Annotated in this window: 25 protein-coding genes and 1 pseudogene; 16 read left to right on the top strand and 10 right to left on the bottom strand. The window is 69.3% G+C overall.

Annotation, left to right across the window (positions count from 1 at the left end; genetic code table 11):
• Positions 1 to 174: 174 nt before the first annotated feature.
• The 7 genes from hyfB to U4Z64_RS12730 all read left to right on the top strand — a co-directional run bounded on the left by hyfB (position 175) and on the right by U4Z64_RS12730 (position 7,721).
• Positions 175 to 2,181 carry a hydrogenase 4 subunit B gene (gene hyfB, locus U4Z64_RS12760; protein ID WP_321820150.1) on the top strand — a complete coding sequence of 669 codons (2,007 nt, stop codon included), beginning with the start codon at positions 175 to 177 and terminating at the stop codon, positions 2,179 to 2,181.
• Positions 2,175 to 3,125: a respiratory chain complex I subunit 1 family protein gene (locus U4Z64_RS12755; RefSeq protein ID WP_044843455.1), complete on the top strand. Its 951-nt coding sequence runs from the start codon at positions 2,175 to 2,177 to the stop codon at positions 3,123 to 3,125. The genes hyfB and U4Z64_RS12755 overlap by 7 nt, the downstream gene beginning before the upstream one ends.
• On the top strand, positions 3,126 to 3,785 hold the full coding sequence (locus tag U4Z64_RS12750) for a formate hydrogenlyase (RefSeq protein ID WP_044843454.1): 660 nt from the start codon (positions 3,126 to 3,128) through the stop codon (positions 3,783 to 3,785). It abuts the gene before it with no gap.
• Positions 3,778 to 5,241 (top strand): hydrogenase 4 subunit F, encoded by a 1,464-nt coding sequence (locus U4Z64_RS12745; protein WP_044843453.1) that lies wholly within the window; start codon positions 3,778 to 3,780, stop codon positions 5,239 to 5,241. The genes U4Z64_RS12750 and U4Z64_RS12745 overlap by 8 nt, the downstream gene beginning before the upstream one ends.
• A 3-nt stretch (positions 5,242 to 5,244) precedes the next feature.
• On the top strand, positions 5,245 to 6,807 hold the full coding sequence (locus U4Z64_RS12740) for an NADH-quinone oxidoreductase subunit C (protein ID WP_321820149.1): 1,563 nt from the start codon (positions 5,245 to 5,247) through the stop codon (positions 6,805 to 6,807).
• A complete protein-coding gene (locus U4Z64_RS12735) occupies positions 6,807 to 7,322 on the top strand; it encodes an NADH-quinone oxidoreductase subunit B family protein (protein WP_044843451.1) in 516 nt (171 codons plus the stop codon). Before U4Z64_RS12740 ends, U4Z64_RS12735 begins: the two co-directional genes overlap by 1 nt.
• 201 nt (positions 7,323 to 7,523) lie before the next feature.
• The gene (locus U4Z64_RS12730; RefSeq protein WP_044843450.1) at positions 7,524 to 7,721 is read left to right on the top strand and encodes a DUF2970 domain-containing protein; all 198 of its coding nucleotides are present in this window, start codon (positions 7,524 to 7,526) and stop codon (positions 7,719 to 7,721) included.
• Between the two features lie 210 nt (positions 7,722 to 7,931).
• On the opposite strand, the gene U4Z64_RS12725 is transcribed toward U4Z64_RS12730, so the two are convergent.
• Both U4Z64_RS12725 and U4Z64_RS12720 read right to left on the bottom strand, forming a co-directional pair.
• Positions 7,932 to 8,144, bottom strand: a complete 213-nt coding sequence (locus tag U4Z64_RS12725; RefSeq protein WP_044843449.1) for a DUF2909 domain-containing protein — start codon at positions 8,142 to 8,144, stop codon at positions 7,932 to 7,934.
• Positions 8,141 to 8,491, bottom strand: coding sequence for a hypothetical protein (locus U4Z64_RS12720; RefSeq protein WP_044843448.1), 351 nt, complete (start codon positions 8,489 to 8,491; stop codon positions 8,141 to 8,143). The genes U4Z64_RS12725 and U4Z64_RS12720 overlap by 4 nt, the downstream gene beginning before the upstream one ends.
• Positions 8,492 to 8,864: 373 nt before the next feature.
• Between U4Z64_RS12720 and U4Z64_RS12715 the strand changes: the two genes are divergently transcribed.
• Positions 8,865 to 9,050, top strand: a complete 186-nt coding sequence (locus U4Z64_RS12715; protein WP_044843447.1) for a ribbon-helix-helix protein, CopG family — start codon at positions 8,865 to 8,867, stop codon at positions 9,048 to 9,050.
• Between the two features lie 21 nt (positions 9,051 to 9,071).
• Here the strand turns inward: U4Z64_RS12715 and U4Z64_RS12710 are convergent, their stop codons facing one another.
• Together U4Z64_RS12710 and U4Z64_RS12705 are read right to left on the bottom strand one after the other, a co-directional pair.
• Positions 9,072 to 9,908, bottom strand: a complete 837-nt coding sequence (locus U4Z64_RS12710) for a spermidine synthase (RefSeq protein WP_124528647.1) — start codon at positions 9,906 to 9,908, stop codon at positions 9,072 to 9,074.
• A 46-nt stretch (positions 9,909 to 9,954) separates the two neighbouring features.
• Complete coding sequence (locus tag U4Z64_RS12705) at positions 9,955 to 10,299, bottom strand: zinc ribbon domain-containing protein YjdM (RefSeq protein ID WP_044843445.1); 345 nt, start codon at positions 10,297 to 10,299, stop codon at positions 9,955 to 9,957.
• Positions 10,300 to 10,667: 368 nt separating this feature from the next.
• On the opposite strand from U4Z64_RS12705, the gene U4Z64_RS12700 reads away from it, so the two are divergent.
• The 3 genes from U4Z64_RS12700 (at position 10,668) to U4Z64_RS12690 (ending at position 11,994) form a co-directional block, all read left to right on the top strand.
• Positions 10,668 to 10,931, top strand: a complete 264-nt coding sequence (locus U4Z64_RS12700) for an HPr family phosphocarrier protein (protein ID WP_044843495.1) — start codon at positions 10,668 to 10,670, stop codon at positions 10,929 to 10,931.
• A 75-nt stretch (positions 10,932 to 11,006) separates the two neighbouring features.
• Complete coding sequence (locus U4Z64_RS12695; RefSeq protein ID WP_321820148.1) at positions 11,007 to 11,228, top strand: hypothetical protein; 222 nt, start codon at positions 11,007 to 11,009, stop codon at positions 11,226 to 11,228.
• A gap of 211 nt (positions 11,229 to 11,439) precedes the next feature.
• Complete coding sequence (locus U4Z64_RS12690; RefSeq protein ID WP_257772146.1) at positions 11,440 to 11,994, top strand: GNAT family N-acetyltransferase; 555 nt, start codon at positions 11,440 to 11,442, stop codon at positions 11,992 to 11,994.
• Positions 11,995 to 12,087: 93 nt separating this feature from the next.
• Here the strand turns inward: U4Z64_RS12690 and U4Z64_RS12685 are convergent, their stop codons facing one another.
• The 3 genes from U4Z64_RS12685 to U4Z64_RS12675 all read right to left on the bottom strand — a co-directional run bounded on the left by U4Z64_RS12685 (position 12,088) and on the right by U4Z64_RS12675 (position 14,073).
• The gene (locus U4Z64_RS12685; RefSeq protein WP_321820147.1) at positions 12,088 to 12,573 is read right to left on the bottom strand and encodes a DUF1641 domain-containing protein; all 486 of its coding nucleotides are present in this window, start codon (positions 12,571 to 12,573) and stop codon (positions 12,088 to 12,090) included.
• 113 nt (positions 12,574 to 12,686) lie between these two features.
• Positions 12,687 to 13,169, bottom strand: coding sequence for a BON domain-containing protein (locus U4Z64_RS12680; protein WP_044843441.1), 483 nt, complete (start codon positions 13,167 to 13,169; stop codon positions 12,687 to 12,689).
• A 508-nt stretch (positions 13,170 to 13,677) separates the two neighbouring features.
• A complete protein-coding gene (locus U4Z64_RS12675) occupies positions 13,678 to 14,073 on the bottom strand; it encodes a DUF305 domain-containing protein (protein ID WP_321820146.1) in 396 nt (131 codons plus the stop codon).
• Positions 14,074 to 14,261: 188 nt separating this feature from the next.
• Here U4Z64_RS12675 and U4Z64_RS12670 point away from each other — a divergent pair, with 188 nt between their 5' ends.
• Positions 14,262 to 16,088 (top strand): thiamine pyrophosphate-requiring protein, encoded by a 1,827-nt coding sequence (locus U4Z64_RS12670; protein WP_321820145.1) that lies wholly within the window; start codon positions 14,262 to 14,264, stop codon positions 16,086 to 16,088.
• Positions 16,089 to 16,162: 74 nt separating this feature from the next.
• On the opposite strand, the gene U4Z64_RS12665 is transcribed toward U4Z64_RS12670, so the two are convergent.
• Positions 16,163 to 17,938: a glycoside hydrolase family 15 protein gene (locus U4Z64_RS12665; protein ID WP_321820144.1), complete on the bottom strand. Its 1,776-nt coding sequence runs from the start codon at positions 17,936 to 17,938 to the stop codon at positions 16,163 to 16,165.
• Positions 17,939 to 17,961: 23 nt separating this feature from the next.
• Positions 17,962 to 18,153, bottom strand: a pseudogene (locus tag U4Z64_RS12660) (SDR family NAD(P)-dependent oxidoreductase); the annotation flags it as partial.
• 286 nt (positions 18,154 to 18,439) lie between these two features.
• Between U4Z64_RS12660 and coxB the strand changes: the two are divergent.
• The 4 genes from coxB to U4Z64_RS12640 are packed head-to-tail and all read left to right on the top strand — an operon-like array spanning position 18,440 to position 24,159.
• Positions 18,440 to 19,504: a cytochrome c oxidase subunit II gene (gene coxB / locus U4Z64_RS12655; RefSeq protein WP_415750568.1), complete on the top strand. Its 1,065-nt coding sequence runs from the start codon at positions 18,440 to 18,442 to the stop codon at positions 19,502 to 19,504.
• Positions 19,505 to 19,517: 13 nt separating this feature from the next.
• The gene (ctaD, locus tag U4Z64_RS12650; protein WP_321820143.1) at positions 19,518 to 22,157 is read left to right on the top strand and encodes a cytochrome c oxidase subunit I; all 2,640 of its coding nucleotides are present in this window, start codon (positions 19,518 to 19,520) and stop codon (positions 22,155 to 22,157) included.
• Complete coding sequence (locus U4Z64_RS12645) at positions 22,154 to 22,555, top strand: cytochrome C oxidase subunit I (protein WP_321797346.1); 402 nt, start codon at positions 22,154 to 22,156, stop codon at positions 22,553 to 22,555. The genes ctaD and U4Z64_RS12645 overlap by 4 nt, the downstream gene beginning before the upstream one ends.
• The gene (locus tag U4Z64_RS12640; protein WP_321820142.1) at positions 22,546 to 24,159 is read left to right on the top strand and encodes a cytochrome c; all 1,614 of its coding nucleotides are present in this window, start codon (positions 22,546 to 22,548) and stop codon (positions 24,157 to 24,159) included. The genes U4Z64_RS12645 and U4Z64_RS12640 overlap by 10 nt, the downstream gene beginning before the upstream one ends.
• A 66-nt stretch (positions 24,160 to 24,225) precedes the next feature.
• Here the strand turns inward: U4Z64_RS12640 and U4Z64_RS12635 are convergent, their stop codons facing one another.
• Positions 24,226 to 25,572 carry an MFS transporter gene (locus tag U4Z64_RS12635; RefSeq protein WP_321820141.1) on the bottom strand — a complete coding sequence of 449 codons (1,347 nt, stop codon included), beginning with the start codon at positions 25,570 to 25,572 and terminating at the stop codon, positions 24,226 to 24,228.
• Positions 25,573 to 25,588: the final 16 nt, after the last annotated feature.

Genomic DNA, 25,588 nt, shown 5'->3' with positions numbered 1-25,588 from the left:
CCGCCACGGTCGCCCGTTCCATCCAGGGTGCCATGAGACTTTCATGATAACGGCATTATCATACCTTGTTATCCTGATTCGTCTTTCGGTGTCATAATGCGGGCAGGAACAGGTCGCGGAAGAAGCGGCCGTTCCATCACCTCGTCCAACCCGAGCGTACTGGAGACATTCCGGATGGCACCCGTGCCGGTCGTCCATTTCGTCCTGCTGGCCGTGGCCGCGTGGCTCGCGGTCGGCACGCTGGGGCTCGGGGCGCTGCGCCGCACGCGACTGGTTGCCCACGGCCTCTTTCCGCTCGGTGCGCTGGTCGGACTGCTCGTCGGCGCGACGGGCCTCGCCGGCATCCTTGCCGAACCGTCTGCCGCGGTGCTGCCGATCGGGCTTCCCGGCCTGCCCTTTCATCTGCGTCTCGATCGCCTGTCCGGCTATTTCCTGTTCGTGCTCGGCCTCGTCAGCACCGGGATCGGCGCCTTTTCAGCCGGCTATTTCCGCAAGGGTGAAGGATCCGCGCCCGGGCTGATCTGCTTCGAATACCACGTCTGCGTCGCAAGCATCGCGCTGGTGTTGATCGCGGACGACGCCTATGTATTCATGGTCGCCTGGGAGACGCTGACGCTGTCCGCGACGTTTCTCGTCATGACCAACCACCGGATCGGCGAGATCCGCCGGGCCGGTTACCTGTATTTCCTGATCTCGCACGTCGGCGCGCTGGCGCTGCTGCTCTGCTTCGGCATTCTGCAGGCGCGCACCGGCGACTACACCTTCGCCAACCTGCGCGCGCAGTCGCTGGATGCGTTGCCCGCGTCGTTCGCCTTCCTGTTCGCGCTCATCGGGTTCGGTGCAAAGGCGGGGATCTTCCCGCTGCATGTGTGGCTGCCGGAAGCGCACCCCGCGGCGCCGTCGCCGGTCTCTGCGCTCCTCAGCGGATTCGTGCTGAAAGTCGGCCTGTACGGCCTGCTGCGCGTGCTGTTCGACCTGTTGCACGTGCAGATTGCGTGGTGGGGTGTGCTGCTGCTCATGCTGGGGCTCGGCACCGCGCTGCTCGGCGTGGTGTTCAGCACCATCCAGGTCGACATGAAGCGCCTGCTCGCCTATTCGTCGATCGACAACGTCGGCCTGATGCTCGTCGCGCTCGGTCTCGCGGTGCTGTTTCGCGCGTACGGGATGACGAGTCTGTCCGCGCTCGCGCTGACCGCGATGCTGTACCAGATCGTTGCGCATGCGGCGTTCAAGAGCCTGCTGTTCCTGGGCACGGGCGCCGTGCTCCACGCCACCGGCGAGCGCAACCTCGGCCGGCTCGGCGGACTGATCCGCTTCATGCCGTGGACCGCGTGGGCCGTGCTCGCGGGCGTCGCGGCGAGCGCGGGCCTGCCGCCGCTAAGCGGTTTCGTGGCCGAGTGGCTGCTGCTGCAGGGCTTTCTGTTCGCGCCGCGGTTGCCGGATTCGGTACTCGCCATGACGGTGCCGATCGCCGCCGCGTTGATCGCGATGTCGGCCGCGCTGGCCGGCTACACGATGGTCAAGTTCTTCGGCATCGTGTTCCTCGGGCAACCGAGAGAAGCGAAGCTGAACCGCGCCCGCGACGCGAACACGTGGGAACGGCTCGCGTTCTGCTGGTTCGCGGCCGCCAGCGTGCTGCTCGGGCTGATGCCCGCCCAGTTCGTCAAGCTGCTGGATCGCGTCACGCACACGCTGGTCGGCGCCGGCGTCGGCGCGGACAATCATGGCTGGCTGCTGTTCGCACCGGTGTCGGCCGCTCGCGCGAGCTACATGCCGGCGGCGTTCATGCTGTTCTTCATCGCCTGCTGCGGGCTCGCGTGGGTGCTGGTGCGGCGTTTCTATCACGGCCGGCTGCGCCGCGCGGCCCCGTGGGGCTGCGGCTTCCCGTTCACGACCGCGCGCATGCAGGATACGGCGGAAGGATTCGGGCAGCCGATCCGCGAAATCTTCGCGCCGCTGCTGCACATCGAGCGGCAATTGCCGTCGCCGTTCGACACCCAGCCGGCCTACCGGGTGTCGGTGACCGATCGCACCTGGTCCGCGCTCTACGCGCGCGTCGCGGCGCTCACGCAACGCATCGCCGACTGGGCGGGCCGCCTGCAGACGGGCAAGATCGCGGTTTACCTGACCTACAGTTTCGTCGTGCTGATCGTGCTGCTGATGTTGGTGAGACGATGGTAACCCTGTCCGGCGTCATCTCGCAGACTCTCGAAATCGTGATAGCGATCGCGGCCGCGCCATTGCTCACGGGGTGGGTCAACCAATGCCGCGCCTGGCTTCAGAACCGGCGCGCGCCGTCCATCTGGCAGCCGTACCGGATGCTCCACAAGCTGTTCAACAAGGAATCGGTCATCGCGCACGGCGCAAGCCCCGTGTTCCGCGGCGCGCCCTATGTCGTCTGGGCCGCCATGACGCTCGCGTGCGCGATCGTGCCGACCCTGTCGACCGAGTTGCCGCTGTCGCCCGCCGCCGATGCGATCGCGCTCGTCGGCCTGTTCGCGCTCGCGCGCGTCGCGCTGTCGCTCGCGGCGATGGACGTCGGCACGGCGTTCGGCACGCTCGGCGCGCGCCGCGAAATGCTGATCGGCTTCCTCGCGGAGCCGGCATTGCTGATGGTGCTCCTGTCGGCCTCGCTGATCACGCAGTCGACGCTGCTGACGAGCATCGTCGCGACGCTCGGCCGCGGCGAGCTCACGATCTATCCGAGCCTGGCGTTCGCCGGCATCGCGTTCACGCTGGTCGCGCTGGCCGAAAATGCGCGGCTGCCGGTCGACAATCCGACCACCCACCTCGAGCTCACGATGATCCACGAGGCGCTGATCCTCGAATATTCGGGGCGGCACCTTGCGTTGATGGAATGGGCGGCAAGCCTCAAGCTGTTCGCGTATTCGTGCATCGGTCTCGCATTGTTCGTGCCCTGGGGCATCGCGAATGCGGGCGATCCGGTCGCGCTGCTGCTGGCGGTGCCGGTGCTCTTCATCAAGCTGACGGCAGGCGGTGTCGCGCTCGCCGTGGTCGAAACGGCCAACGCGAAGATGCGCATCTTCCGGGTACCGGAATTCCTGGCCACGGCCTTCCTGCTGGCCGTGATCGGCATGCTCGTCCACCTGCTGCTGGGGGCATGAATGCACGCCTACGCGACACAACTGATCAATTTCCTCGCGGCCGTGCTGCTGATGCTGTCGTTCGCGATGCTGAGCCAGCGCCGGATCCTGTCCCTGATCCATCTCTATACGCTGCAGGGCGTCGCGCTCGTGTCGGCGAACCTGATCCTCGGCTTCGTCACGGCCGACGTGCACCTGTATGTGTCCGCCGGACTGACGCTCGTGCTGAAGGTCGGCGTGATCCCGTGGTTCCTGTATCGGCTCGTGCGCAGGCTCGACGTCAAGACCGACGTCGAACCGCTCATCAACATCCCGACCACGCTGCTGATCGGCATCGTCCTCGTGATCGTCGCGTTCAACGTCGCCGCGCCGATCAGCCAGCTCGCGACCTCGGTCGCGCGCGGCACGCTCGGCATTGCGCTCGCGTGCGTGCTGCTGTCGTTCATGGCGATGATCACGCGCGCCAAGGCCATTCCACAGGTGATCGGCTTCCTGTCGATGGAAAACGGGCTGTTCTTCGCGGCGGCGGCCGCGACCAACGGCATGCCGATGATCGTCGAGCTCGGCATCGGGCTCGACGTGCTGATCGGCATCCTGATTCTGGGCGTCTTCATGTTCCAGATTCGCGAGCAGTTCGACAGCCTGGACATCCATCACCTCGAGAAACTCAAAGATGAATGACGCCCACGTCGTGCTCGCCGTGCTCGGGCTGCCGCTCGCGGGCGCCGCGTGCCTCGCCTGCGTGCGGCCGAGCCGGGTCGCGCGCCACCTGAACGTCGGCTTCAGCTTCCTGACGTTCGCGGCGACGCTGGTGCTGGCCGCGCGCACCGTCGAGCACGGCCCGTCGTTCGCATTCGGACGCGCGTTCTTCGTCGATCCGCTCAATGTCTATCTCGTTGCGCTCACGGCGTTCGTCGGCTGGACGACGTCGCTGTTTTCCCGGCCCTACATGCAGATCGAGGAAGCCCGCGGCCGGATGACGGCCGCGCGGATGCGGCTCTATCACAGCATGTATCAGCTCTTCATGTTCGCAATGCTGCTCGCGCTGCTGACCGACAACGTCGGCGTGTTGTGGGTCGCCATGGAAGCCGCCACGCTCGCCACCGTGTTGCTCGTCAGCGTCTACCGAACCGCCGCGAGCCTCGAAGCCGCATGGAAGTACTTCATCCTGTGCGGCGTGGGCATCGCCCAGGCGCTGTTCGGCACGATCCTGCTGTACCTCGCCGCGAGCCGGCAGCTGACCGACGGCGACGCGCTGCTGTGGACGAGCCTGGCCGCCGTCAAGACGCAGCTCGACCCGACGATCGTGTCGATCGCCTTCGTGTTTCTGCTGGTCGGCTACGGGACCAAGGTCGGCCTCGTGCCGATGCACAGCTGGCTGCCGGACGCGCACGCCGAAGGTCCGACGCCGATTTCGGCGGTGCTGTCCGGCCTGCTGCTGAACGTCGCGCTGTATGCGGTGCTGCGCTGCAAGGTGCTGGCCGACGGCGCGCTCGGCAATGGCCTGCCGGGGCGGCTGCTGGTCGGGTTCGGGCTCGTGTCGGTCCTGATCGCGTCGTTCTCGCTGTTCCGGCAGAAGGACGTGAAGCGCCTGTTCTCGTACTCGTCGATCGAGCACATGGGCTTGATGACGTTCGCATTCGGGCTCGGCGGCCCGATCGCGACGTTCGCCGGGCTGCTGCACATGACGGTCCATTCCCTCGTCAAGTCGGCGATCTTCTTCGCGGTCGGCCATGCCGCGCAGAAGGCCGGCACGCAGGCGATCGACGGCATTCGCGGGCTGCTGCAGGTCAGCCCGACGGTCGGCTGGGCCATGATGCTCGGGACGCTCGCGATTCTCGGCCTGCCGCCGTTCGGCGTGTTCGCGAGCGAATTCCTGATCCTGACGACGGCCATGAACACGCTCCCGTGGACCGCGCCGTTGCTGCTGCTCGGGCTCGCCGTCGCGTTCGCGGCGATCTTCGCGCGCGTGCAGCGGATGGTGTTCGGCGAAACGACGACGGCGACGCCGCTCGAACACCGGCCGGCGCTGCTGCCGGTGTTCGTACATCTGGGACTCGGCCTGATGCTGGGCCTGTACGTGCCGCCTTACCTGGCCATGTGGTACCGCCAGGCGGCGACGATGCTGGCAGGGTGAACGATGCGACTCGACTTGATTCAGGCGGACGGCTCGACGCGCCTGCGGCACGCGGCAGGCCAGGTTCCGGCTGCCGTGGTTGACGTGGACGAACCGCGCTGGCTCGACATCGCGCACGCCGCGCGGAGCGAACGAAGCCGGCTCGTCGCGATGTGGGGCGGCGAAACGCGCGCGCGCGTATTTTCGGTCAATGCGGCGTACGAATGCGACGACGGCGTCCTGTGGGTGCGTCTCGCGACCGGGCCGGAACCGCGGGCCGACGGCGACTATCCCGATCTCGCGGGCGTGTTTCCCGCCGCGACGCGGATGCAGCGCGCCATTTTCGACCTGACCGGCCTGCGCGCGCGCGATGCGCGCGACACGCGCGCGTGGCTCAATCACGGCAACTGGCCCGACGACTACTTTCCGCTGCAGAAGCAGGCAACCGGCATCGAGCGATTCGAATCGAACGAAGCGGATTATCCGTTCGTGCAGGTTGCCGGCGACGGCGTGCATGAAATCGCGGTCGGGCCGATTCACGCCGGCATCATCGAGCCGGGCCATTTCCGGTTTTCCGTCGTCGGCGAGAAGGTGCTGCGGCTCGAGGAACGGCTCGGCTATGTACATCGCGGCGTCGAACGGCTGTTCGAACGGACGGCCGCATCGAACGGCCATCGCGTTGCGGGCCGGATCGCCGGCGACTCGACCGTCGCGTTCTCGTGGGCTTATTGCATGGCGCTCGAGCAGGCCTGCGGCACAGCCGTGCCGGCGCGTGCGCTGGTGCTGCGCGCCCTCCTGCTCGAGCGCGAGCGCATCGCCAATCACCTCGGCGACCTCGGCGCGCTCGGCAACGATGCCGGATTCGCGTTCGGTCTCGCGCAGTTCTCGCGGCTCAAGGAGAACTGGATCCGGACCAACGGCGGCGTCTTCGGGCATCGCTACCTGATGGACCGGATCGTGCCGGGCGGGCTGGCCGTCGACATCGATCCGGAAGACGCGGCGATCCTCACCGAACAGTGCGAACGCATTGCACGCGACGTGCGCGTGATGCGCAAAATCTACGAGGACCAGTCCGGGCTGCAGGACCGGTTTCTCGGCACCGGCCGCCTGAATGCCGACGTCGTCGCGCATTTCGGCGTGCGCGGCATGGCCGCCCGCGCCAGCGGCCAGAGCTTCGACGTGCGCGCGAACCTGCGGCCGGCCCCGTACCACGACCTGGCCGTCCAGGCCGCAAGCGATGCGCGCGGCGACGTTGCGGCGCGGGTCGCCGTGCGGTTTGCCGAAATCGACGAATCGCTGCGCCTGATGACCGACCTGCTCGCGAATCTTCCGGAGGGGCCGATCGCCGCCGCCGTCATGCCCGCGGCGGCGCCATCCGCGGGCATCGGCTGGGTGGAAGGCTGGCGCGGCGACGTGTTCGTCGCGCTCGAGACGGCATCGGGCGATGCCATCGCGCGCTGCCATTGCCACGATCCGTCCTGGCAGAACTGGCCGGCGCTCGAGCACGCGATCATCGGCAACATCGTTCCCGATTTCCCGCTGATCAACAAGTCGTTCAACCTGAACTACGCGGGGCACGATCTCTGATGTGGCAACTCATCCGTCAATTCGCGCGCACCGACTTTCCCGACGAACCAGTGCCGGCCACCGAAGCCGCGTGGCGACACGAGGCGCAGCAGATTCGTCAGGACATACTCGACCTCCTCGGCCGCGCCTTGTGCATCCGGCAGATCGACGCGGGTTCGTGCAATGGTTGCGAGCTGGAGATCCACGCGCTGAACAACCCGTACTACAACATCGAAGGGCTCGGGATCAAATTCGTCGCCAGCCCGCGCCATGCGGACCTGCTGCTCGTGACCGGCCCCGTCACGCTGAACATGAAGGCCGCCGTGCTTGCCGCGTACGACGCCACGCCGGCGCCGAAACTCGTCGTCGCGGCCGGCGAGTGCGCATGCACGGGCGGCATCTTTGCCGACAGCTATGCGGTGTGCGGCCCCGTTTCGTCGGTCCTGCCCGTCGACGTGACCATCCCCGGATGCCCGCCCCCTCCGGTCGATTTGCTGCGCGGCATCCTGACCGCCTGCCGATCACGCGGAGCTTGAAGCGGATGCCCGCGGCAATCCTTCAGGCGGCCGATGAGGCGCGGATATCCGGATCCATGACGTCGTCTCGTTCGAACGCAAGCCGGGGCCGGCGCACAGCCACCGAACGATCCGCGTGCAAACGGAAACGCGAGGCTCACGCGCGTCGCGACGCGCGGTATCGGTATCCCTGCAACTTTTATTGAGGCGAAGGAAAACTGTATGACTGAAAAAGGAAAAGACCAGATCGTGCGTGCGTTCCGCGCGGTCTTCCTGGCGTTTCTCGGCGTCAACAAACGAAAGAATCTCGAAGCGGATGCCACGCAACTCAACCCGTTCGCGGTAGTCATTGCCGCGTTCGTTGCACTTGGCGCATTCATTGCGCTGCTGTTGATCGTCGTTCATCTGGTCGTGGGTTGACGGTTCGCCGCCACGAATGCGCGAGCTCGCCACGGCAACGCACCGGCCAGGTCGCGCGCATGCCCGATCGCTACGGTGTGAAGATCGGCAGGCCCGGTGCGATCTGGTCGCCCGGCTCGATCGGCCGGTTCTCCCTTCTCCCGTATCGGATCGGCGATCCAGATCACCGGCGCCCGGCGCGCCGGTCGACGCGCGACCGAATGCCGCGCATCACCGCCCGATCGGCAGCCCCGTCGGTTCGATCCACCCGAGCCGGTACGCAATCAGCAGCGACAGGAACAGCGTGATCGACAACCCGACGCGCGCCGCCAGCGACCACGCCATCCGCTTGCTTCCGCCGCGGTCGTGATTCATGAAATACAACGCGAAAACCAGGCTTCCGATAATCATCACGAAAGCCGCCGAAACCAGCGCAATCTTCATTGTTTGTGTTCCTCCAGACCCGAATCGGTCTTCAGCAGTTCGGCCAGCCTTTGCCGCTCGGCAGCGACGTCGGCGACGCCCGACGCCGGCCAGTCCAGCGCCACGCCATTACCCAGCGAATCGCGCACGAGCGTCTGGTAATGGCGGTCGCTGATCCGGCCCTGCTCCATCGCTTCCGATATCTCATGCCGAAACGGTAGCGGAAAGCTCGCGTATCCGCGCGACAGCGCGGCATATTGCCGCGCGTCGATCTCTTTCGACGACGGCACGACGGCCCACACCACGACGGCCACGATGGCTGCAAACGGAATCGCCGTATAGCGGAGAACGAACTTGATCGGGGTCATGAGGCGGATATCGGAGTGGCGTGTAGCGGAGTGGCGTGTAGTAATGGCGAAGCAACGGCCAGGCAGCGCCGCGGTGACGGCCCGCACGGGCCGCATGGAAACGGAAGCGGCCGGCACCCATCGCGCAAACGCCGGCGCCGCTTGGGCAGCCCGGCTGCCGGCAGCCACGTCCGACATTGTACTTAAAGCCCCATACGACCAACAGGGTATGATAATCCGGTTATCATGTCTGCCGCGCGATCGACGATCCGTTCTCAGCGCGCGAATGCCGGCGTCGCGAGTTCGCTCGCACACCACAATCGCGCATTCGGACAGAGCGGCAAAAACGGATGGATTATAATTTGATTAACATATCGACCGCGCCCGCCTCACGATGGAAACGAAAACCGCCCGCCTGACCGTCCTGATCGACCCCGCGAAGAAAGAAGCGTTCGACCTGCTCTGCGCGGAGCAGGATCTCACGCCGTCGCAAGTCGTGCGTCAGTTGATCCGCGAGTATCTCGACAAACACGGCGTCACGTACAAGACGAAGAGCACGCTCGGCAAGCGGGTGAAGTAAGCCCGGCCGAAGCCGGCGCCGTCACGCGCAGATCTCCCACCGTGCATGTTCACGCGCGCGCCACACGAGCCGCGCGGGATCGATGCCCTCCCCGGCCTTCATGCGCCGGGCGGTGGACGACAGCTTGAGCGCGCCGGCCGAACCGAACCCGAGCGCGCGTTCGAGCAGGATCCGCAGCGACGGCAACGGGTTGCCGTTCTTCCACGCGAACGCGATGAAGTTGTTGTCGTCGCCGCACGGCACCAGCGCATACGAATCGTCGAACACCGCGCGCAGTTGCTCGAGATGCCGCGGCAACGCCGGATCGTCGTCCATGAAGTTGATCGCGAGCACGCCCGTTTCGCTCAGCCGCGCACGGCACGCGTCGAGAAAGGCCACCCCCGTGCAACTGCCCGGCATGCCGTCGGCAACGAACGCGTCGTGCAGGATCACGTCCGCCCGGACCTCGGGCCTTGCCACGTAGTCGGCGCCGTCCGCGCAGACCACCGCGAAGCGCGCGTCGTCCTGCGGAATCCTGAACACGTCACGCAGCGCGATCACGTCCGGGTTGATCTCGACCGCGTCGATCGCCGTGTCGGGCAGGTGCCGATAGCAGTATTTCGCGAGCGATCCGCCGCCGAGCCCGATCATGCAGATGCGCGCCGGCACCGGCTGCAGCAGCAGGAAACCCATCATCACGCGCGTATAACCGAGTTCGAGCCTGACCGGATCCTGCAGCGACATGAAGCTCTGCGTGCCGAAGTGGTCGAAGTGCAGCGACACCGCGTGCTTCGTCTCGAGCACGAACGGCCGGCCGTCGTTCAACGGCATCGCCAGGAACTGCAGGAATGCGTCATAGGACGCTCGATCCTCGCTCATGCTCGGCAGGCCCGGTTGATCGGGGCGTCGGTCGCGCCGCGTGCGGTCATACCTTCTTCAGGTAGCAGGCCTTCAGCATGAAGCCGCCCATGTCGGTCTTGCAATCGACTTCGTGATCGCCGCCGACGAGACGGATGCTCTTCACCTTGGTGCCCATCTTCAGCGTGATCGATGAGCCCTTCACGCGCAAATCCTTGATCAGCACGACGGAATCGCCGTCCGACAGCACGTTGCCGTTCGCGTCCTTGACGACGTCGCCCGCCGGTTCGTCGCCCGCTTCGGCGCCGGCGCCGGCCGACCATTCATGGCCGCAGTCCGCGCACACGTAAAGCGTGCCGTCCGGGTAGGTGTTTTCCATCGCGCATTGCGGGCAGGCGGGGGCGGCGTTCATTGCAGCTTCCATTCGGTGGGGGTTCAGGTCAATCGAAAAAAAAAATACCGGGCACGCAAGCACGTGGCCCGGACCGCGCGCGCACCGCTGCGATCCACGGATCGGCAGGGCAGCGCAACGCGCACACGACATTATAATGCAATACACATAATCCAGTTGTCGTATTATAATCGTCAGCTTTCGATCATTCGCCGGACTTGATGGCGGTTTCGCTGAGAATGTCGACATGTTCGAGATGAATGCCGCACCGGCACCCGATGCACGGCGCGCGGCGCCCCGTCGGGAAGCCGCGCGCCGCGCGTTCGCGCCGTGCTGCCGGCCGGCCATTGCACGCCGTTCCGGCGATTTTCCCCGAGGCTGATCCGCACGTGGCAACCGTCGTCTACGTTGAAATCGGCCCCGCATGGAACCGCGGCCGTGCGGCCGCGTCCCGCGACGCGATCGTCGCGGCGGCACACCGCTTCCAAAGCGAGATCCTGCTGCTCGCCAACGGGCTCAGCGGCAGCGCGAAGGACGCAACGGCCATCGCGGCGCTGCAGATGCATGGCGGCACGTCGGCGCAGATGCTTGCCACCGGCCCCGACGAGGAAGCCGCGCTCCAGGCGCTGTTGCCATTGCTGCAGGCGGGCTGACGCCGCGGCGCGCCGCGTCGCCCGATCCCACGGCCTCGTGCCGTTCACCCTGAATCACCCCTCCCCGAGGAAGCGATGAACGAAAACGTCACGTCCAATTCCCCCAACCTGTCCGCATCCGCGCTCTGGGCGCTCGAGCGCCTCGCCGACGTGCGCTACGGCCGCGATGCGCCGGCGCTCGGCTGGTCGGTCGAGCAGGAACTCGTCGGCGCGGGCTTCGTCAGCCATGCCGCGCATGGCCGTTCCGGAGCATCGATCACCGCGCACGGCCGCAGCTTCCTGAAAAGCCGAAAGTAGGAAACAGGAAACGGCCGGCACGGGCACGCTGCCGTCACGCGGCCGCCATCCCGTGCCGACCCCGTCGGGCGACGGCTATCCCGGCGATGCGATTCGCATGCCCCGCTGCCGGCGGGGATTTGCGGCCGCGCCGCGGTTTCCGCGGTATCGTACGGGACCCAAGCGCGGCGCACCGTGCCGCCTTCGCCTTCCTTTCCTGATGGAACGCCCGATGACCTCCCGCGCCCTGCCGCCCGTCACGTCCCCACCGGTTCTCGACACGCCCCGCCTGATCCTCGAAGGCCATCCGCTCGGCGACTTCGACGCGCTCGCCGCAATGTGGACCGAGCCGACCGTCGTCGAGCACATCTTCAACGGCAAGCCGTCGGCGCCGCGCGACTCGTGGATGCGGCTGCTCGCGTATCGCGGGCTGTGGCCGCTGCTCGGCTACGGCTACTGGGCGATCCGCGAGAAGGCGTCGGGCCGCTATGTCGGCGATCTCGGCTTCGCCGACTTCCACCGCGCGGTCGAGCCGCCGATTCGCGGCGTGCCGGAAGCCGGCTGGGCGCTCGCGAGCTGGGCGCACGGCAAGGGCTATGCGACCGAGGCGCTGGCGCATGCGCTCGGCTGGCTCGATGCGCAGAACCGGTTCGAACGCAGCGTGTGCCTGATCGCACCGACCAACGTCGCGTCGATCCGCGTCGCGCAGAAGGCCGGGTATGCCGATCCGGTGCGGATCCGCTTCAACGACGCCGATTCGCTGCTGTTTTCGCGCGCGTGCCGCTAGGCACGATGCCGCTGTCGCCGCCGACGACGGAACGCGCAACGATCGCGAGCCAGCACAACCCTTGCATGCCACGGGTCGGTGCGCCCGCCGCCGTCACGTGTCCGCCGGCTTGTCGCTGAGCGCGGACGACGCCGGATTCTCCGGCTCGCGCGCGAGGCCTTGCGCGAACACCTTCAACCCTTCGAGCAGCGGCGTCAGCGCATCCCACAGCGCTTCGTCGTGCAACAGCCGGTACGCGCCGCGCACGCCGGGCGCGACGTGTTCATGCTCGGCCGGCTGCCACGCGCCGATGTGATGCAGCGCGTCGGCGGCCGCGAACACGGCCTTGCCGAACTGCTCCGGCGGAATCCGCGACAGCGCCGTCACGAGTGCCGCGAGATTCTGCATGCCGCTTTGCATGCCGGGCTTGTCGAACGCGCCGACGAAAGTCTCGGCCATCTGCGCATTCGCACTGACGACCTCGTTCGCGAAGCGCAGGAAGCCGTGCCGATGGAGGCTGCCGAGCAGGCTTTCGAGCGCGCGGTGCGCGTCGGGCTCCGGTGCCGGAGGCGTCGTGGCGGGATAGGGACGATCGGTCATCAGCGGTTCTCCGGATGAGGCGCGGCGTGACGGACGTTGCGGCCGCCACGCGTGCGCCGGATTCGTGTCGTGCTTCGTTCACCGCGCCCGCCGGCGCGCAGCCGATGTCGCCGTCAGTGCGTCGGGCCGCCGGGCGGCGCCTTGTATTCGCTGCGTGCGCCCATCGCGTCCTCGACGGTCTGCACGCCGCGCAGCGCGGCCACGCCGTCGACGACGGCATGCCGTTCCGCTTCTTCCACCTGCCCGCTCAGGCGCACGTGCCCGTGCTCGACGGTCACGTCGACGTCACGCGGACGCCCGACCAGATGGCCCAGCGCGGCACGCACGCGTTCGGTGACCAGTGCGTCGTCCGCGTCGCCGGCGAGCCAGTCGGCGCGCAGCCCCGCGATCGCGCCGCGCGCATGGTCGGCCGCGCGCTTCGCCTGCGTATTCGCGTAGTCGACCACGCCGTGGCGGCCCGCGGCAGCCTTGTCGCGCACGTACGCGCGCCGCCGCCGGCCCGACGCCGGATCGAGGAAATACATCGCCGCCGCGCCGCACGCGACGGCTACCGCGAGATTCAACAACGGGTTGTTCGAGCGTGTTCTGGAAGTCATGGGAGCACCGTGGTCGATACCCGGGACAGCCGGGCTTCGCCGACACGTGCAGCATGAGCCGTTCCTCGCCGCAACGCCGCCGCTGCGGCGGCGTTGCGCGCACGCCGGTGCGGCATCCGGGCCGCGTGGCTTACTCTGCGACGGGGCGATCGAAATGACAAGCGCTTGAAAATTCCGCGACCGGCGAGCACCGTCGGCCATGGACGGTGCCGGGCACGAAAACCGCGGCATGCGTCGTTGACGCGCGTCGAATGGCGCGGTACACGAGCCGGCCGAGGCCTGCGAGCCGGTTCATGCGTGAGCGTCGGGCGACGTGCGTTGCCGCCGCGCGTGCGTATCCGTGTCGCGGGCGGGCATGCGACTGACCGTTAGTTGCAATTGTAGGATCACCCTCCGGGGTCCTGCGGGCATGCGGCGTCCGGCGTCGGTCATGCCCACGCCCCCTGCGCGGATGCGGCCCGCCGCGACACGACCGACCGCGCCCGCTCAACCGCGTGATGGCCGGCGCTCACGGCGTCGCGCCGTGCATCTTCTGCCAGCGCTCCATCAACGCGATCTCGTCGCGCTGCGCGGCGACGATGCGGCTCGCGAGCTGCCGCAGCGTCGGGTCCTTGCCGTACTTCAGCTCGACCCGTGCCATGTCGATCGCACCCTGGTGATGCGGCGCCATCTGCGACACGAAATCGCGATCGGCGTCGCCGGAATAACGCGCGCCCTCCATCGCATCCATCATCCTGCGGTCGGCGCGCCTGTACGCCTGGGTCGAGGTGTCGGGAACGGTCACGGTGTCGGGCGGGCGCAATTGGCCCCCCGCCGGCGATACGGCTGCCGCGGCGGCGACCAGCAGTGCGCAGGCGGCGCAGTGCCGGGCCGCGCGCACCGGGCGGCGGGTGAATGCATCCATGTCACGGCTCCTCGGGAATTGAACGGTCGGTTGCCTGCTCTTCGCGTGCAACGCTTGCCTGCAACGCCCGTACCCGACGCAGCCGGCACGCCCGCACGGCACGCGCATTGCGCGACGCCCGGCAACGCCGCGCACGGCGATCGCCTGCACGCGGCGCATCGGCTCATCCCGAACCAAGGAGAAACGGCATGGCGACAGTGGCGGATTTCATCGTCGAGCGGCTGTATGACTGGGGCGTGCGCCGCATCTACGGCTACCCGGGCGACGGCATCAACGGCTTCTTCGGCGCGCTCAGCCGGGCCGAGGACAAGATCGCGTTCGTGCAGGCGCGCCACGAGGAGATGGCCGCCTTCATGGCGTCCGCGCATGCAAAATTTACAGGCGAGCTCGGCGTGTGCGTCGCGACCTCGGGCCCCGGCGCGACGCACCTCGTGACCGGCCTGTACGACGCGCGGCTCGACCACATGCCGGTGCTCGCGATCGTCGGCCAGCAGGCGCGCGCGGCGCTCGGCGGCCACTACCAGCAGGAAGTCGACCTGCCGGCGCTGTTCAAGGACGTTGCGGGCGCATTCGTCCAGCTTGCCGTCGTGCCGGGCCAGGTGCGCCACCTGGTCGACCGCGCGGTGCGCATCGCGCTCGGTGCGCGCACGGTCACCGCGCTGGTGCTGCCGAACGACCTCCAGTCGCTCGACTACGCGCCGCCGAAGCGCGCGCACGGCACCGTGCATTCGGGGATCGGCTACACGCCGCCGAAGGTGGTGCCCTATCCCGACGACCTGCAGCGCGCGGCCGACGTGCTCAATGCCGGCAAGCGCGTCGCGATGCTGGTCGGCGCGGGCGCGCTGCGTGCGACCGACGAGGTGATCGCGGTGGCCGACCGCCTCGGCGCGGGCGCGGCGAAGGCGCTGCTCGGCAAGGCGGCGCTGCCCGACGACCTGCCGTGGGTGACCGGCTCGATCGGGCTGCTCGGCACCCGGCCGAGCTACGAGCTGATGAGCGAATGCGACACGCTGCTCGTCGTGGGCTCCGGTTTCCCTTATTCGGAATTCCTGCCAAAGGAAGGCGAGGCGCGCGGCGTGCAGATCGACCTGAAGGCCGACATGCTGAGCCTGCGCTACCCGATGGAGGTCAACCTGGTCGGCGACAGCGCCGAGACGTTGCGCGCGCTGCTGCCCCTGCTGAAGGAACGGGACGACACCGGCTGGCGCGGCCGGATCGCGAAATGGAATGCGGACTGGCACGACACGCTCGCGGCACGCGCGGCCGCGCAGGCGAGCCCCGGTCGCGGCGTGAATCCGCAGCGTGCGTTCACCGAACTGTCGCCACGGCTGCCCGGCGACGTGATCCTGACGAGCGATTCGGGTTCCTGCGCAAACTGGTATGCGCGCGACCTGATGATGCGGCGCGGGATGATGGGCTCGCTGTCCGGCGGCCTCGCGTCGATGGGCGCCGCCGTGCCGTATGCGATCGCCGCCAAGTTCGCGCACCCGGCGCGCCCCGTGATCGCGATGGTCGGCGACGGCGCGATGCAGATGAACAACATGGCCGAGCTGATCACCGTCGCGAAGTACTGGCGGCAATGGCCCGATCCGCGCTGGATCTGCATGGTGCTGAACAACGAGGACCTGAACCAGGTCACGTGGGAGCAGCGCGTGATGGAAGGCGACCCGAAGTTCGACGCATCGCAGCAGATTCCGGATGTGCCGTACTACCGCTTCGCGACGCTGCTCGGGTTGAAGGGCATCTACGTCGACGACCCGGAGCAGCTCGGCGCCGCGTGGGACGAGGCGCTCGCGTCCGACCGTCCGGTCGTGCTCGAGGTCAAGAGCGATCCGGAAGTGCCGCCGTTGCCGCCGCACGTGACGCTGCAGCAGGCGAAGCACTTCGCGCAAACGCTGGTGAAGGGCGACGCGCGCGAGGCGAACGTGATCGTCGAGACCGCGCGGCAGGTTCTGTCGGCCGTGTTGCCGGGCAACGGCGAACACGGTGGCAAGGGCGGGACAAGCCGGTCGTAGCGCATCACGGGCGTGACGGCGCGGTGCGCGTGTCGTGCCGCCCCGTCGCGTGCGGCGCGGCGCAGCGCAATGCGTCAGCCGATGTCGACGTCGTCGCCGCCGTCCTGCAGCGCGAGCGCCGCGTTGACCAGGCCGACCTGCGCGAGCGCGAACGGGAAATTCCCGCACATGCGCCGCGCCTTCACGTCGTACTCCTCGGCCAGCAGACCGACGTCGTTGCGCAGGCGCAGCAGCCGCTCGAACAGCGCGTGCGCGTCGGCGTCGCGTCCCTGCATCCGGTACACCTGCACCAGCCAGAAGCCGGCCGCGACGAACGCCCCCTCGTTGCCCTCGCAACCATCGTCGAAGCGCGGCGGGCGATAGCGGAACGGCAGGCCGTCCTCGACCAGCTCGCGCTCGATCGCGGCGACCGTCGCCGCGACGCGCGGGTCGGACGCGTCGAGCATCCCCGTCAGCGGAATCAGCAGCAGGCTCACGTCGAGCCCGTCACCGTCGTAGCGGTCGACGAAGCGACCGAGTTTCGCGTGGTAGCCGTGCGCGAGGACGTCCGCATGCACGGTATCGGCCCAGCGTCGCCACGCGTCGAGCGGCGCGTGATGATCGAACGCGTGTGCGGAGCGGCACGCGCTTTCGACGGCCGCCCATACCATCACCTTCGACGACGTGAACGGGTGCCGGCCGCTGCGCACTTCCCAGATCCCTTCGTCCGGCTCGCGCCAGATCGTCGCGAGATGCTCGAGCAGCCGCCGCTCGAGCATCCATGCGTCGTCGTCGGGCGGCAGCCCGTGCCGGCGCGCCTGGTACAGCGCGGCCAGCACTTCGCCGTACACGTCGAGCTGCAGTTGTTCGGCCGCCGCGTTGCCGAAGCGCACCGGCCGCGCGCCTTCGTAACCGGTCAGGTGCGCGGCTTCCCATTCGTCCGCCCGCCGGCCGCCGTCGGCCGCGTACAGCACCTGCAATTGCGCCGGATGATCGGCGATCGCGCGCACCAGCCAGTCGCGCCAGCGCGCCGCCTCGTCGCGGTAGCCGCAGCGCACCAGCGCGCGCAGCGTGAAGCTCGCGTCGCGCAGCCAGCAGTACCGGTAGTCCCAGTTGCGCATGCCGCCGAAGGATTCGGGCAGCGAGCTCGTCGGCGCCGCGACGATGCCCCCGGTGCGCACGCTCGACAGCAGCTTCACCGTGATCAGCGCGCGCTCGATCGCGTCGCGATACGGGCCTTGCGCCGTATTGCACGTCGACCAGGCGCGCCACGACGCCAGCGTGTCGCGCAGCGACGCGTACGCATCCGGCAAGGGCGGCGGCCGGTCATATGAACGCGCGTAGCTGATGCAGAAATCCGCGCGCTCGCCCGCGGCGATCCGCTGCGTGCCGACGAGCCGGTCGTCTCGCACGTCGAGGTGCGCGTCGGTATCGAGCCACATCGCGTCGCCGCCCGTCATCATCCGCCAGCGCCGGCCGAGCCGCCGGCACCACGGCAGCGCGTGGCCGTAGTCGAAGCGCACGCCGAGATCGACGTCGAGCTCGACCGCGCCGCGCTCGCCGCGCACGCTGCGGATCAGGCACGGGTCGGGCGCCGCCCAGTTCATCCAGTCGATCACGACGACGCAGCCGGACGACGTCTCGAACGTCGTTTCGAGCACCGCGCTGCCGGGCAGGTAGCGGCGCGTCGCGCGGGCTCCCGGCTCGCGCGGCCCGATGCGGAAGCGGCCGTTGTCCGGCGTGCCGACAAGTGCGGCAAAGCATGGCGGCGAGTCGAAGTCCGGCCAGCACAGCCAGTCGATGCTGCCGTCGAGCGCGACGAGTGCGGCACTGCGGCCGTCGCCGATCAGCGCGTAGTCCTCGATTAGCATCGCGCTCACCGGTTCAGCTTGCGCGCGGCGGCGTCGCTGACGTCGACGGCGATCGGCAGCGCTTCGATGCCATGCGCGCGCACTTCGCACGCGATGTCGTGCAGCGCGCGCGGATCGCGGGCAGGCAGCGCGACGTTGGCACCGCGTCGCGCGAACGCATGAGTGGCGGCCCGGCCGCCCCCGGCACTCGCACTCGTAATCGCGACGGTCCTCACGGTCGATTCCTCCTGTTTGTTCGCGGTGACCGGCACGCCGCCGTGACATTCCCGGGATTGCCGGCCGGAACACGATCGGCGTAGCAAACTGCGTGCCGGATATCGCACGAGCCGCGGCACCCTGCCCCCGAACGATGAACCGTCGCCCGATTTACAAGCCGGCTGTAACGCGCTGCACGTTGCGTGCACAACGCCGGGCGCCTCGCCTACGCGCCGGACGCGCACGGAACTTGCTCCGCCGCGAACGGTTTGTCGTCACGCCGCCGGATCCGGCAAGGAGTCGCCTTTGCTCGTCCCGCCGTTCATGAATGCGTGCCGTATTGCCGATATCGCCGGTATTGCCGGCATCGCCGCGGCCGCGTGCATCGTCGCGCCGCGGGCAGCGCGTGCGGCCGACGCTTCTGCGTCACCCGCCGGCCCGCTGCCGCTCGCGTACGTCGCGCATGCTGCCGGCCCCGCTGCAGATCCGGTGCTCGTGCTCGGCTGGGCCTTGCTCGCGCTGTGCACGTTCGTCTGCGCGACGATCGCGGTGCTGCTGCTGATCGCGATGTTTCGCCGCCGCGCACCGGCGGGCGGCGGTCACGGCAGCGGACTCGCGATCGTGACGGTCGGCTCCGCGATCTCGATCGCGCTGCTGTTCGGCGCGCTGGTCTACATGCTGCGCGTGCTCGGCGCGGTCGCAGCGCCGCCGCGTCCGCCCACGCTCACGATCGTCGTCACCGCGCGCGACTGGTGGTGGGCCGTCCGCTATCCGGACGACGCGGGCGGCGCCGCGTTCGTCACCGCGAACGAGATCCACATCCCGGTCGGCGAACCCGTCGCGGTCGAACTGAAGAGTGCGGACGTGATCCATGCGTTCTGGGTCCCGCAACTGGCCGGCAAGACGCAGACGATCCCGGGCCAGACGAATCACCAGTGGCTGCAGGCCGACCGGCCGGGCGTCTATCGCGGACAGTGCTCGCAATACTGCGGCGCGCAGCACGCGCACATGGCGTTCGAGGTCGTGGCCGAACCGCCCGATGCGTTTCGCGCGTGGCTCGCCGCGCAGCGGCAGCCGGCGCCTGCCCCGGCGGCCGGCGCCGAGCAGCGCGGCCAGCGCCTGTTCGCCGCGCGCTGCGCGGGCTGCCATGCCGTACGTGGCACCGACGCGGCCGGCGACGCGGGCCCCGACCTGTCGCATCTCGGGTCGCGCCGGCTGCTCGCGGCCGGCACGCTCGACAACACGCCCGACAACCTGCGGCGCTGGCTCGCGCAGGCGCAGCAGATCAAGCCGCAGACGCTGATGCCGTCGTTCGCGCTCGCGCCGCGCGACGCCGACGATCTCGCCGCGTATCTCGCGACGCTGCACTGAACGGAGGATGACGATGGCCGTTGCCCGCGACCCGCCCGCCCCGCTCAGCCGCGTGCCGGACCTCGGCGAAGCGCCGCCCGGCTCCGCGCACGAGCGCGAACTGGCCGGCCTGTGGGAGTCGGAACCGGGCTGGCGCGGCTGGCTCGGCACGGTCGACCACAAGCGCATCGGGCTGCGCTACATCGTCACCGCGTTCGCGTTCCTGCTGCTCGGCGGCGTCGAGGCGCTCGTGATGCGCATCCAGCTCGCGCGGCCGGATGCGACGGTGCTCACGCCTGCGCAATACGACGCGCTGTTCACGATGCACGGCGTCACGATGATCTTCCTGTACGCGCTGCCGGTGCTGTCCGGCTTCGCGAACTACCTGTGGCCGCTGATGCTCGGCTCGCGCGACATGGCGTTCCCGCGCCTGAACGCATTCTCGTACTGGGCGTTCCTGTTCGCCGGGCTGTTCCTGTATGCGAGCTTCCCGCTCGGCGCGGTGCCGGACGGCGGCTGGTTCAATTACGTGCCGCTCACGTCGCTCGACTACAGCGCCGGCGCGAACATCGACATCTATGCGCTCGGCATGATCCTGCTCGGCATCTCGACGACAGGCGGCGCCGCAAACTTCGTCGTCACGCTGCTGCGGATGCGCGCGCACGGGATGTCGATCGACCGGCTGCCGATCATCGTGTGGGGCACGCTCACCGCATCGGTCGCGAACCTCGTCGCGGTGCCGTCCGTGAGCCTCGCGTTCCTGCTGCTGTGGCTCGACCGAAACGCCGGCACACACTTCTTCGACGTCGCGAACGGCGGGCGGCCGCTGTTGTGGCAGCACCTGTTCTGGATGTTCGCGCACCCGTGGGTGTACGTGGTCGTGCTGCCCGCGATGGGGATCGTGTCGGACGCGCTGCCGACCTTCTGCCGCCGGCCGCTCGTCGCGTACGAGGCCGTCGCGGTATCGACGGTGGCGACGATGCTGATCGGCTTCGAGGTGTGGGTCCACCACATGTTCGCGACCGGCATCGCGCCGCTCGCGCTCGCGTTCTTCGGCGCGGCGAGCATGCTGATCTCGATCCCGAGCGCGGTCGCGGTGTTCGCGTGGCTCGCGACGATCTGGACCGGCCGCCCGGTGTTCCGCACGCCGTTCCTGTATTTCGCGGGCTTCGTGCTGATGTTCGTGATCGGCGGCGTGTCCGGCGTGATGACGGCCGCGGTGCCGCTCGACTGGCAGCTGACCGACACGTATTTCGTCGTCGCGCACCTGCATTACGTGCTGCTCGGCATCAACGTGTTCCCGGTGCTCGGCGGGCTCACGTACTGGTTCCCGAAATTCACCGGGCGGATGATGAACGAGCGCTTCGGACGCCTGACGTTCTGGGTCGTGCTGGCCGGCTTCAACCTCGGCTTCTTCCCGATGCACGTCTCCGGGCTGCTCGGGATGCCGCGCCGCATCTATACCTATCCGTCCGGAATGGGCTGGGACACGTCGAACCTGCTGACGACGATCGGTTCGTTCGTGTTCGGCATCGGGATCGTGATGTTCGTCGTCAACGCGCTGGTCAGCGCGCGGCGCGGCGCGCGCGCCGGCGGCAATCCGTGGGGCGCGGCCGGGCTCGAATGGTCGGTCGCGTCGCCCGCGCCCGTGTACAACTTCGCGGTGCTGCCGCTCGTGGCGTCGCGGCACCCGCTGTGGGAAACGCACGACGACGCGAAGCGCACCAGCGTGCAGGTCGGCTACCGGCTCGCGGACGGGCGCGAGGCGCTCGCCGTCACGCCGCTCGCGGCGACGCCGAGCGCGATCCTGAAGATGCCCGAAGACAGCAGCGTGCCGTTCGTGCTCGCGCTGCTCGCGACCGCGGTGTGCGCCGCGATGCTGGCGCGCTCGCCGACGCTCGTGTGCGCGGCCGTCGCCGGCTGCGCGATCGGGACCGCCGTGTGGCTATGGCCGCGCCGCACGCTCGGGCAGCGCGCGCGCCGGCCGGCCCGCGATACCACGCAGGCGCCGTCGGCGGCCGCCGGGCTGGATCCGGAACGGCCGCCGTCGGCCGCGGTGCCGCCCGGCGCGCCGGCCGCGTGCGTCGAGCCGTTGCCGGTCGGCAGTTACGGCGAACGCGCGGGCGGCTGGTGGGGCGTCATCACGCTGATCGTGACCGAGGCCGGACTGTTCGGCTACCTGCTGTTCTGCTATTTCTACCTGCAGTCGCAAGCGGCCGCGCCGTGGCCGCCCGAAGGGATGCCGAAGCTCGGGCTCGCGGCCGGAAATACGGTCGTGCTGCTGTCGAGCAGCGGGTTCGTGTGGCTCGCCGAGCGCGCGGTGCGGGCCGGCAGGCAGCCCCGCGCGGTGGCCGCGCTCGCCGTCGCGCTGGCGCTCGGCGCCGCGTTCGCGCTCGTGCAACTGCACGAGTGGCGCGACCATCCGTACGGCCCGACCGCGCATCTGTACGGCAGCCTGTACTTCACGATCACCGGCTTCCACCTCGCACACGTGGTGGCCGGCCTCGTGATCCTCGCGCTGCTCGCCGGGTGGACCGCCGCCGGCTTCTTCGGCCGCGAGCGACGCGTCGCGCTGACGGTCGGCGGGCTCTACTGGCACTTCGTCGACATCGTGTGGCTGTTCATCTTCACCGCGCTGTACGTGTCGCCGTACTGGCTCAGGAGCCCGGGATGAACGGCGCGCGACGCTCGTGGACGCCCTTGCTCGCGATCGCGGCCGGCCTGGTCGGCGCGCCCGCGCTGTGGTTCGCGCAGATGCTCGCGTCCGAAACGCTCGCGTCGACCGCCTGCTATCCGCTCGGCGTCGCGCAGGCGGTGCCGCGCTGGGCGCACGTCGGCGTGTGGCTCGCGCTGATCGCCGCGTGCGCGTTCGCGCTGGCGGCCGTCTTCGCCACGTGGCTCGTGCGCACCTGGCAACGCCGGCATGACGCCGATGTGCAGGCCGCGACGCGCGACGACAGCACGCGATTCCTCGCGCGCTGCGGGATGCTCGCCGCGCTCGGGTTCGTGATCGGTCTCGTGTTCACGGGGATCGTCACTGCTTTCCTGGGGCCGTGCAGTCCATGGCGCTGATCTCGTTCGCTGCGCTCGCTTCGATCGTTTCGCGCCCGGCGCGTCGCGTTCCGGGGCGCCGCGCCCGCGTTGCGCTCGCCGCGTGCGCCGTGCTCGCTGCATGCGACATGCAGCGCGACGACCACGCGATGTCCGCCGGCGATACGGCCGACGCCGCGTCGGCGGCCGAAGCAGCCGAGCCCGCGTCGGGCTGGCGGTTCGTGAAGATTCGCGCGTCGGCGGCCGATGCCGGGGCGTCGATGTCGGCGCGGGTGGAAAGCGATCGGCGGCTGTCGCGGTCGCGCGATGCGACGGCGTCGGATTCGGCAGCCTCGGGGGCATCCGCCACGCCGCGCGATGCGGCATCCGCGGCCTCCGCGGCCGCCGCCCGTCGCCCGGTCGTAGCCGCCGCCGCCGCGAGCGCCGATGCCGCGACCATCGCGCGCGGCCGCTATCTCGCGTTCGCCGGCGACTGCGCGGCCTGCCACGACGCGGCCGACCACACACCGTACGCGGGCGGCCAGCCGGTGAATTCCCCGTTCGGACCGATCTATGCGCCGAACATCACGCCGGACACGGCGCACGGCATCGGCGACTACACGCTGCGGCAGTTCGACGACGCGTTGCGGCGCGGCGTGCGCGCGGACGGCAGCCGGCTCTATCCGGCGATGCCGTATCCGTCGTTCGCGCGCATGACCGACGACGACGTGCGCGCGCTGTACGCGTATTTCATGCGCGGCGTGGCGCCGTCCGCGAACGCTGCGAAGCGCACGCAACTGCCGTTTCCGTTCAACCAGCGCTGGGCGCTCGCGCTGTGGAGCCTCGCGTTCGCGAACCACGACCGTTTCGCGCCGCAGCCGTCGCAATCGTCGGAATGGAATCGCGGCGCGTATCTCGTGCAGGGGCTCGGGCACTGCGGCGCATGCCATACGCCGCGCGGCCCGGCCTACAACGAGCGCGGCTACGACGAACGCAGTCCCGCGTTCCTGACGGGCGGCATCAACGATCACTGGTTCGCGCCGAACCTGACCGGCGCGGATGCGGACGGCCTCGGGCGCTGGACCACCGACGACCTCGCCGCGTTCCTGCGCAGCGGCCACGCGGTGCGCAGTGCGGTGTTCGGCGCGATGGCACCGGTCGTCGCCGAGAGCACCGCGCGGCTGACGGATGCGGACCGCCACGCGATCGCCGTGTACCTGAAGTCGTTGCCCGCGCAACCGACCGCCGCGACGAATCCGCTCGGCGTCGGCGTCCCGCGGCTGACGGCTGCCGGGCCGCGGCCGGAAGGCGGCCAGCAAGCGCCGGGAGCCGGCGTGTATGCAGCATTCTGTGCGCGTTGCCACGGCGCCGACGGCGCGGGCGTGCCCGAGCGCGGGCCGCCGCTCGCCGGCAATTCCGCCGTGCTCGCGGCCGATCCGACCAGCGCGATCCGGATCGTCGTCGAAGGCGCACGGCCGGCGCCCGGCACGCACGGGCCCGTGCAGCGGATGCCGGCGATGCGCGGTGCGCTGACCAGCAGCGAGATCGCCGCAGTGGTCAGCTATGTGCGCGGCGCGTGGGGCAATCGCGCCGCACCGGTGTCGGAGCAGGATGTGAGACGGTTGCGGGCGGCGATCCACCGCTGAACCCCGGTCGCGATCGACATGTATGACTAATCGAACCGTACGAACCGGACCGGCCGGTTCACGCGCTCAGTGCGGCATCGCCGGCGCCGCTTCGACGTCGGACCGGCCCGGGCGCAGGCAGAGCGTGGCAAGCGCGGCGCCCGCGAGCGGCACGGCCAGCGCGAGGAAGAATCCGGACGGCCCGCCCCACGCCAGGAACGTGCCGCCGACGGCCGAGCCGGCGATCGCGCCCGCGCGGCCCATCCCGATCGCCCAGCCGGTCGCGGTCGCGCGCAGCGCGGTCGGATACGCGCCGACGATCAGGTAGTTCAGCGCGATCTGCTGCCCGCCGATGCCGAACCCGGCCGCGCCGACGAGCGCGAACACCAGCGCCCAGTTCGTGCCGGCGTAGCCGAGGGCGAGCGCGATCGCGATGCCGGACGCGAACATCGCGCCGAGCAGGTTGCGCGTATTCACGCGCGGCAGCACGATCGACAGCGGGATCGCGCAGACGATGAACACCGCATTGACGATCACGGTGCCGACCGGCGCCTGCTGCGCGGTCAGGCCGGCCGCCTTCAGCACCGTTGGCAGCCACGACAGCAGCATGAACCATGCGATCCAGTTCAGCAGGTAGATCGCCCAGATGCCGAGCGTGTTGCCCGCGTGGCCGTCGCGGAACAGCGCGGCGACGCTCGCTTTCGTCGTCGCCTCTTCGGGCACGGACAGGCGCGCGTCGGACGGCAGCGCCTGCGCGACGATCTTCGACAGCGTCGCCCGCACCCGCTGCTGCGCGCGTGCGTCGTCACGCGACGCCAGATAAAACAGCGACTCCGGCAGCAGCAGCGTGACGAGGCCGAGCACCGCGAGCGGCGCCGCGCCGCCCACGACGAAGATCCCCGGCCAGCCGATCACCGGCAGCATGCGCGCGGCGAGCAGCCCGCCGAGCATCGCGCCGGCGGGCAGGCCGAGCAGCACGCCCGTCATCACCGCGCCGCGCAGGCGGGCCGGACAGTATTCGGCCGCGAGCGCGAGCAGCACCGGCGTGCAGCCGCCCATCCCGAGCCCCGCGACGAAGCGCAGCGCGAGGATGTGGCGCGGGTCGCCGGCCCACGCGGTTGCGAGCGTCGCGCTGCCGAACAGAGCAAGGCCGATCATGATCGCCGGCCGGCGGCCGATGCGGTCGCCGACGAGGCCGAGCGTCATCGCGCCGATCGTCATGCCGACGATCCCGGCGGTCAGGATCGGGGCGAGCGCGCCGGCCGGCAGCCGGAACGACGCGAGGATCGCCGGGCCGGTAAACGCGATCGCCTGCGTGTCGAAGCCGTCGAGCAGCGCGATCAGCACGCACAGCGCGAGTACGCGAATCTGCAACGCGCCGAGCGGCGCGTCGTCGATCAACGCGGGAATCGAGCGAACGGAAGAAACAGTCATGAAAGCGTCTCCAGGA

Source organism: Burkholderia sp. BCC1996 (assembly GCF_905339955.1).
GTDB lineage: Bacteria > Pseudomonadota > Gammaproteobacteria > Burkholderiales > Burkholderiaceae > Burkholderia.
Note: the sequence above shows the minus strand (reverse complement) of the source record. Positions and strands in the feature narration are given on the sequence as shown.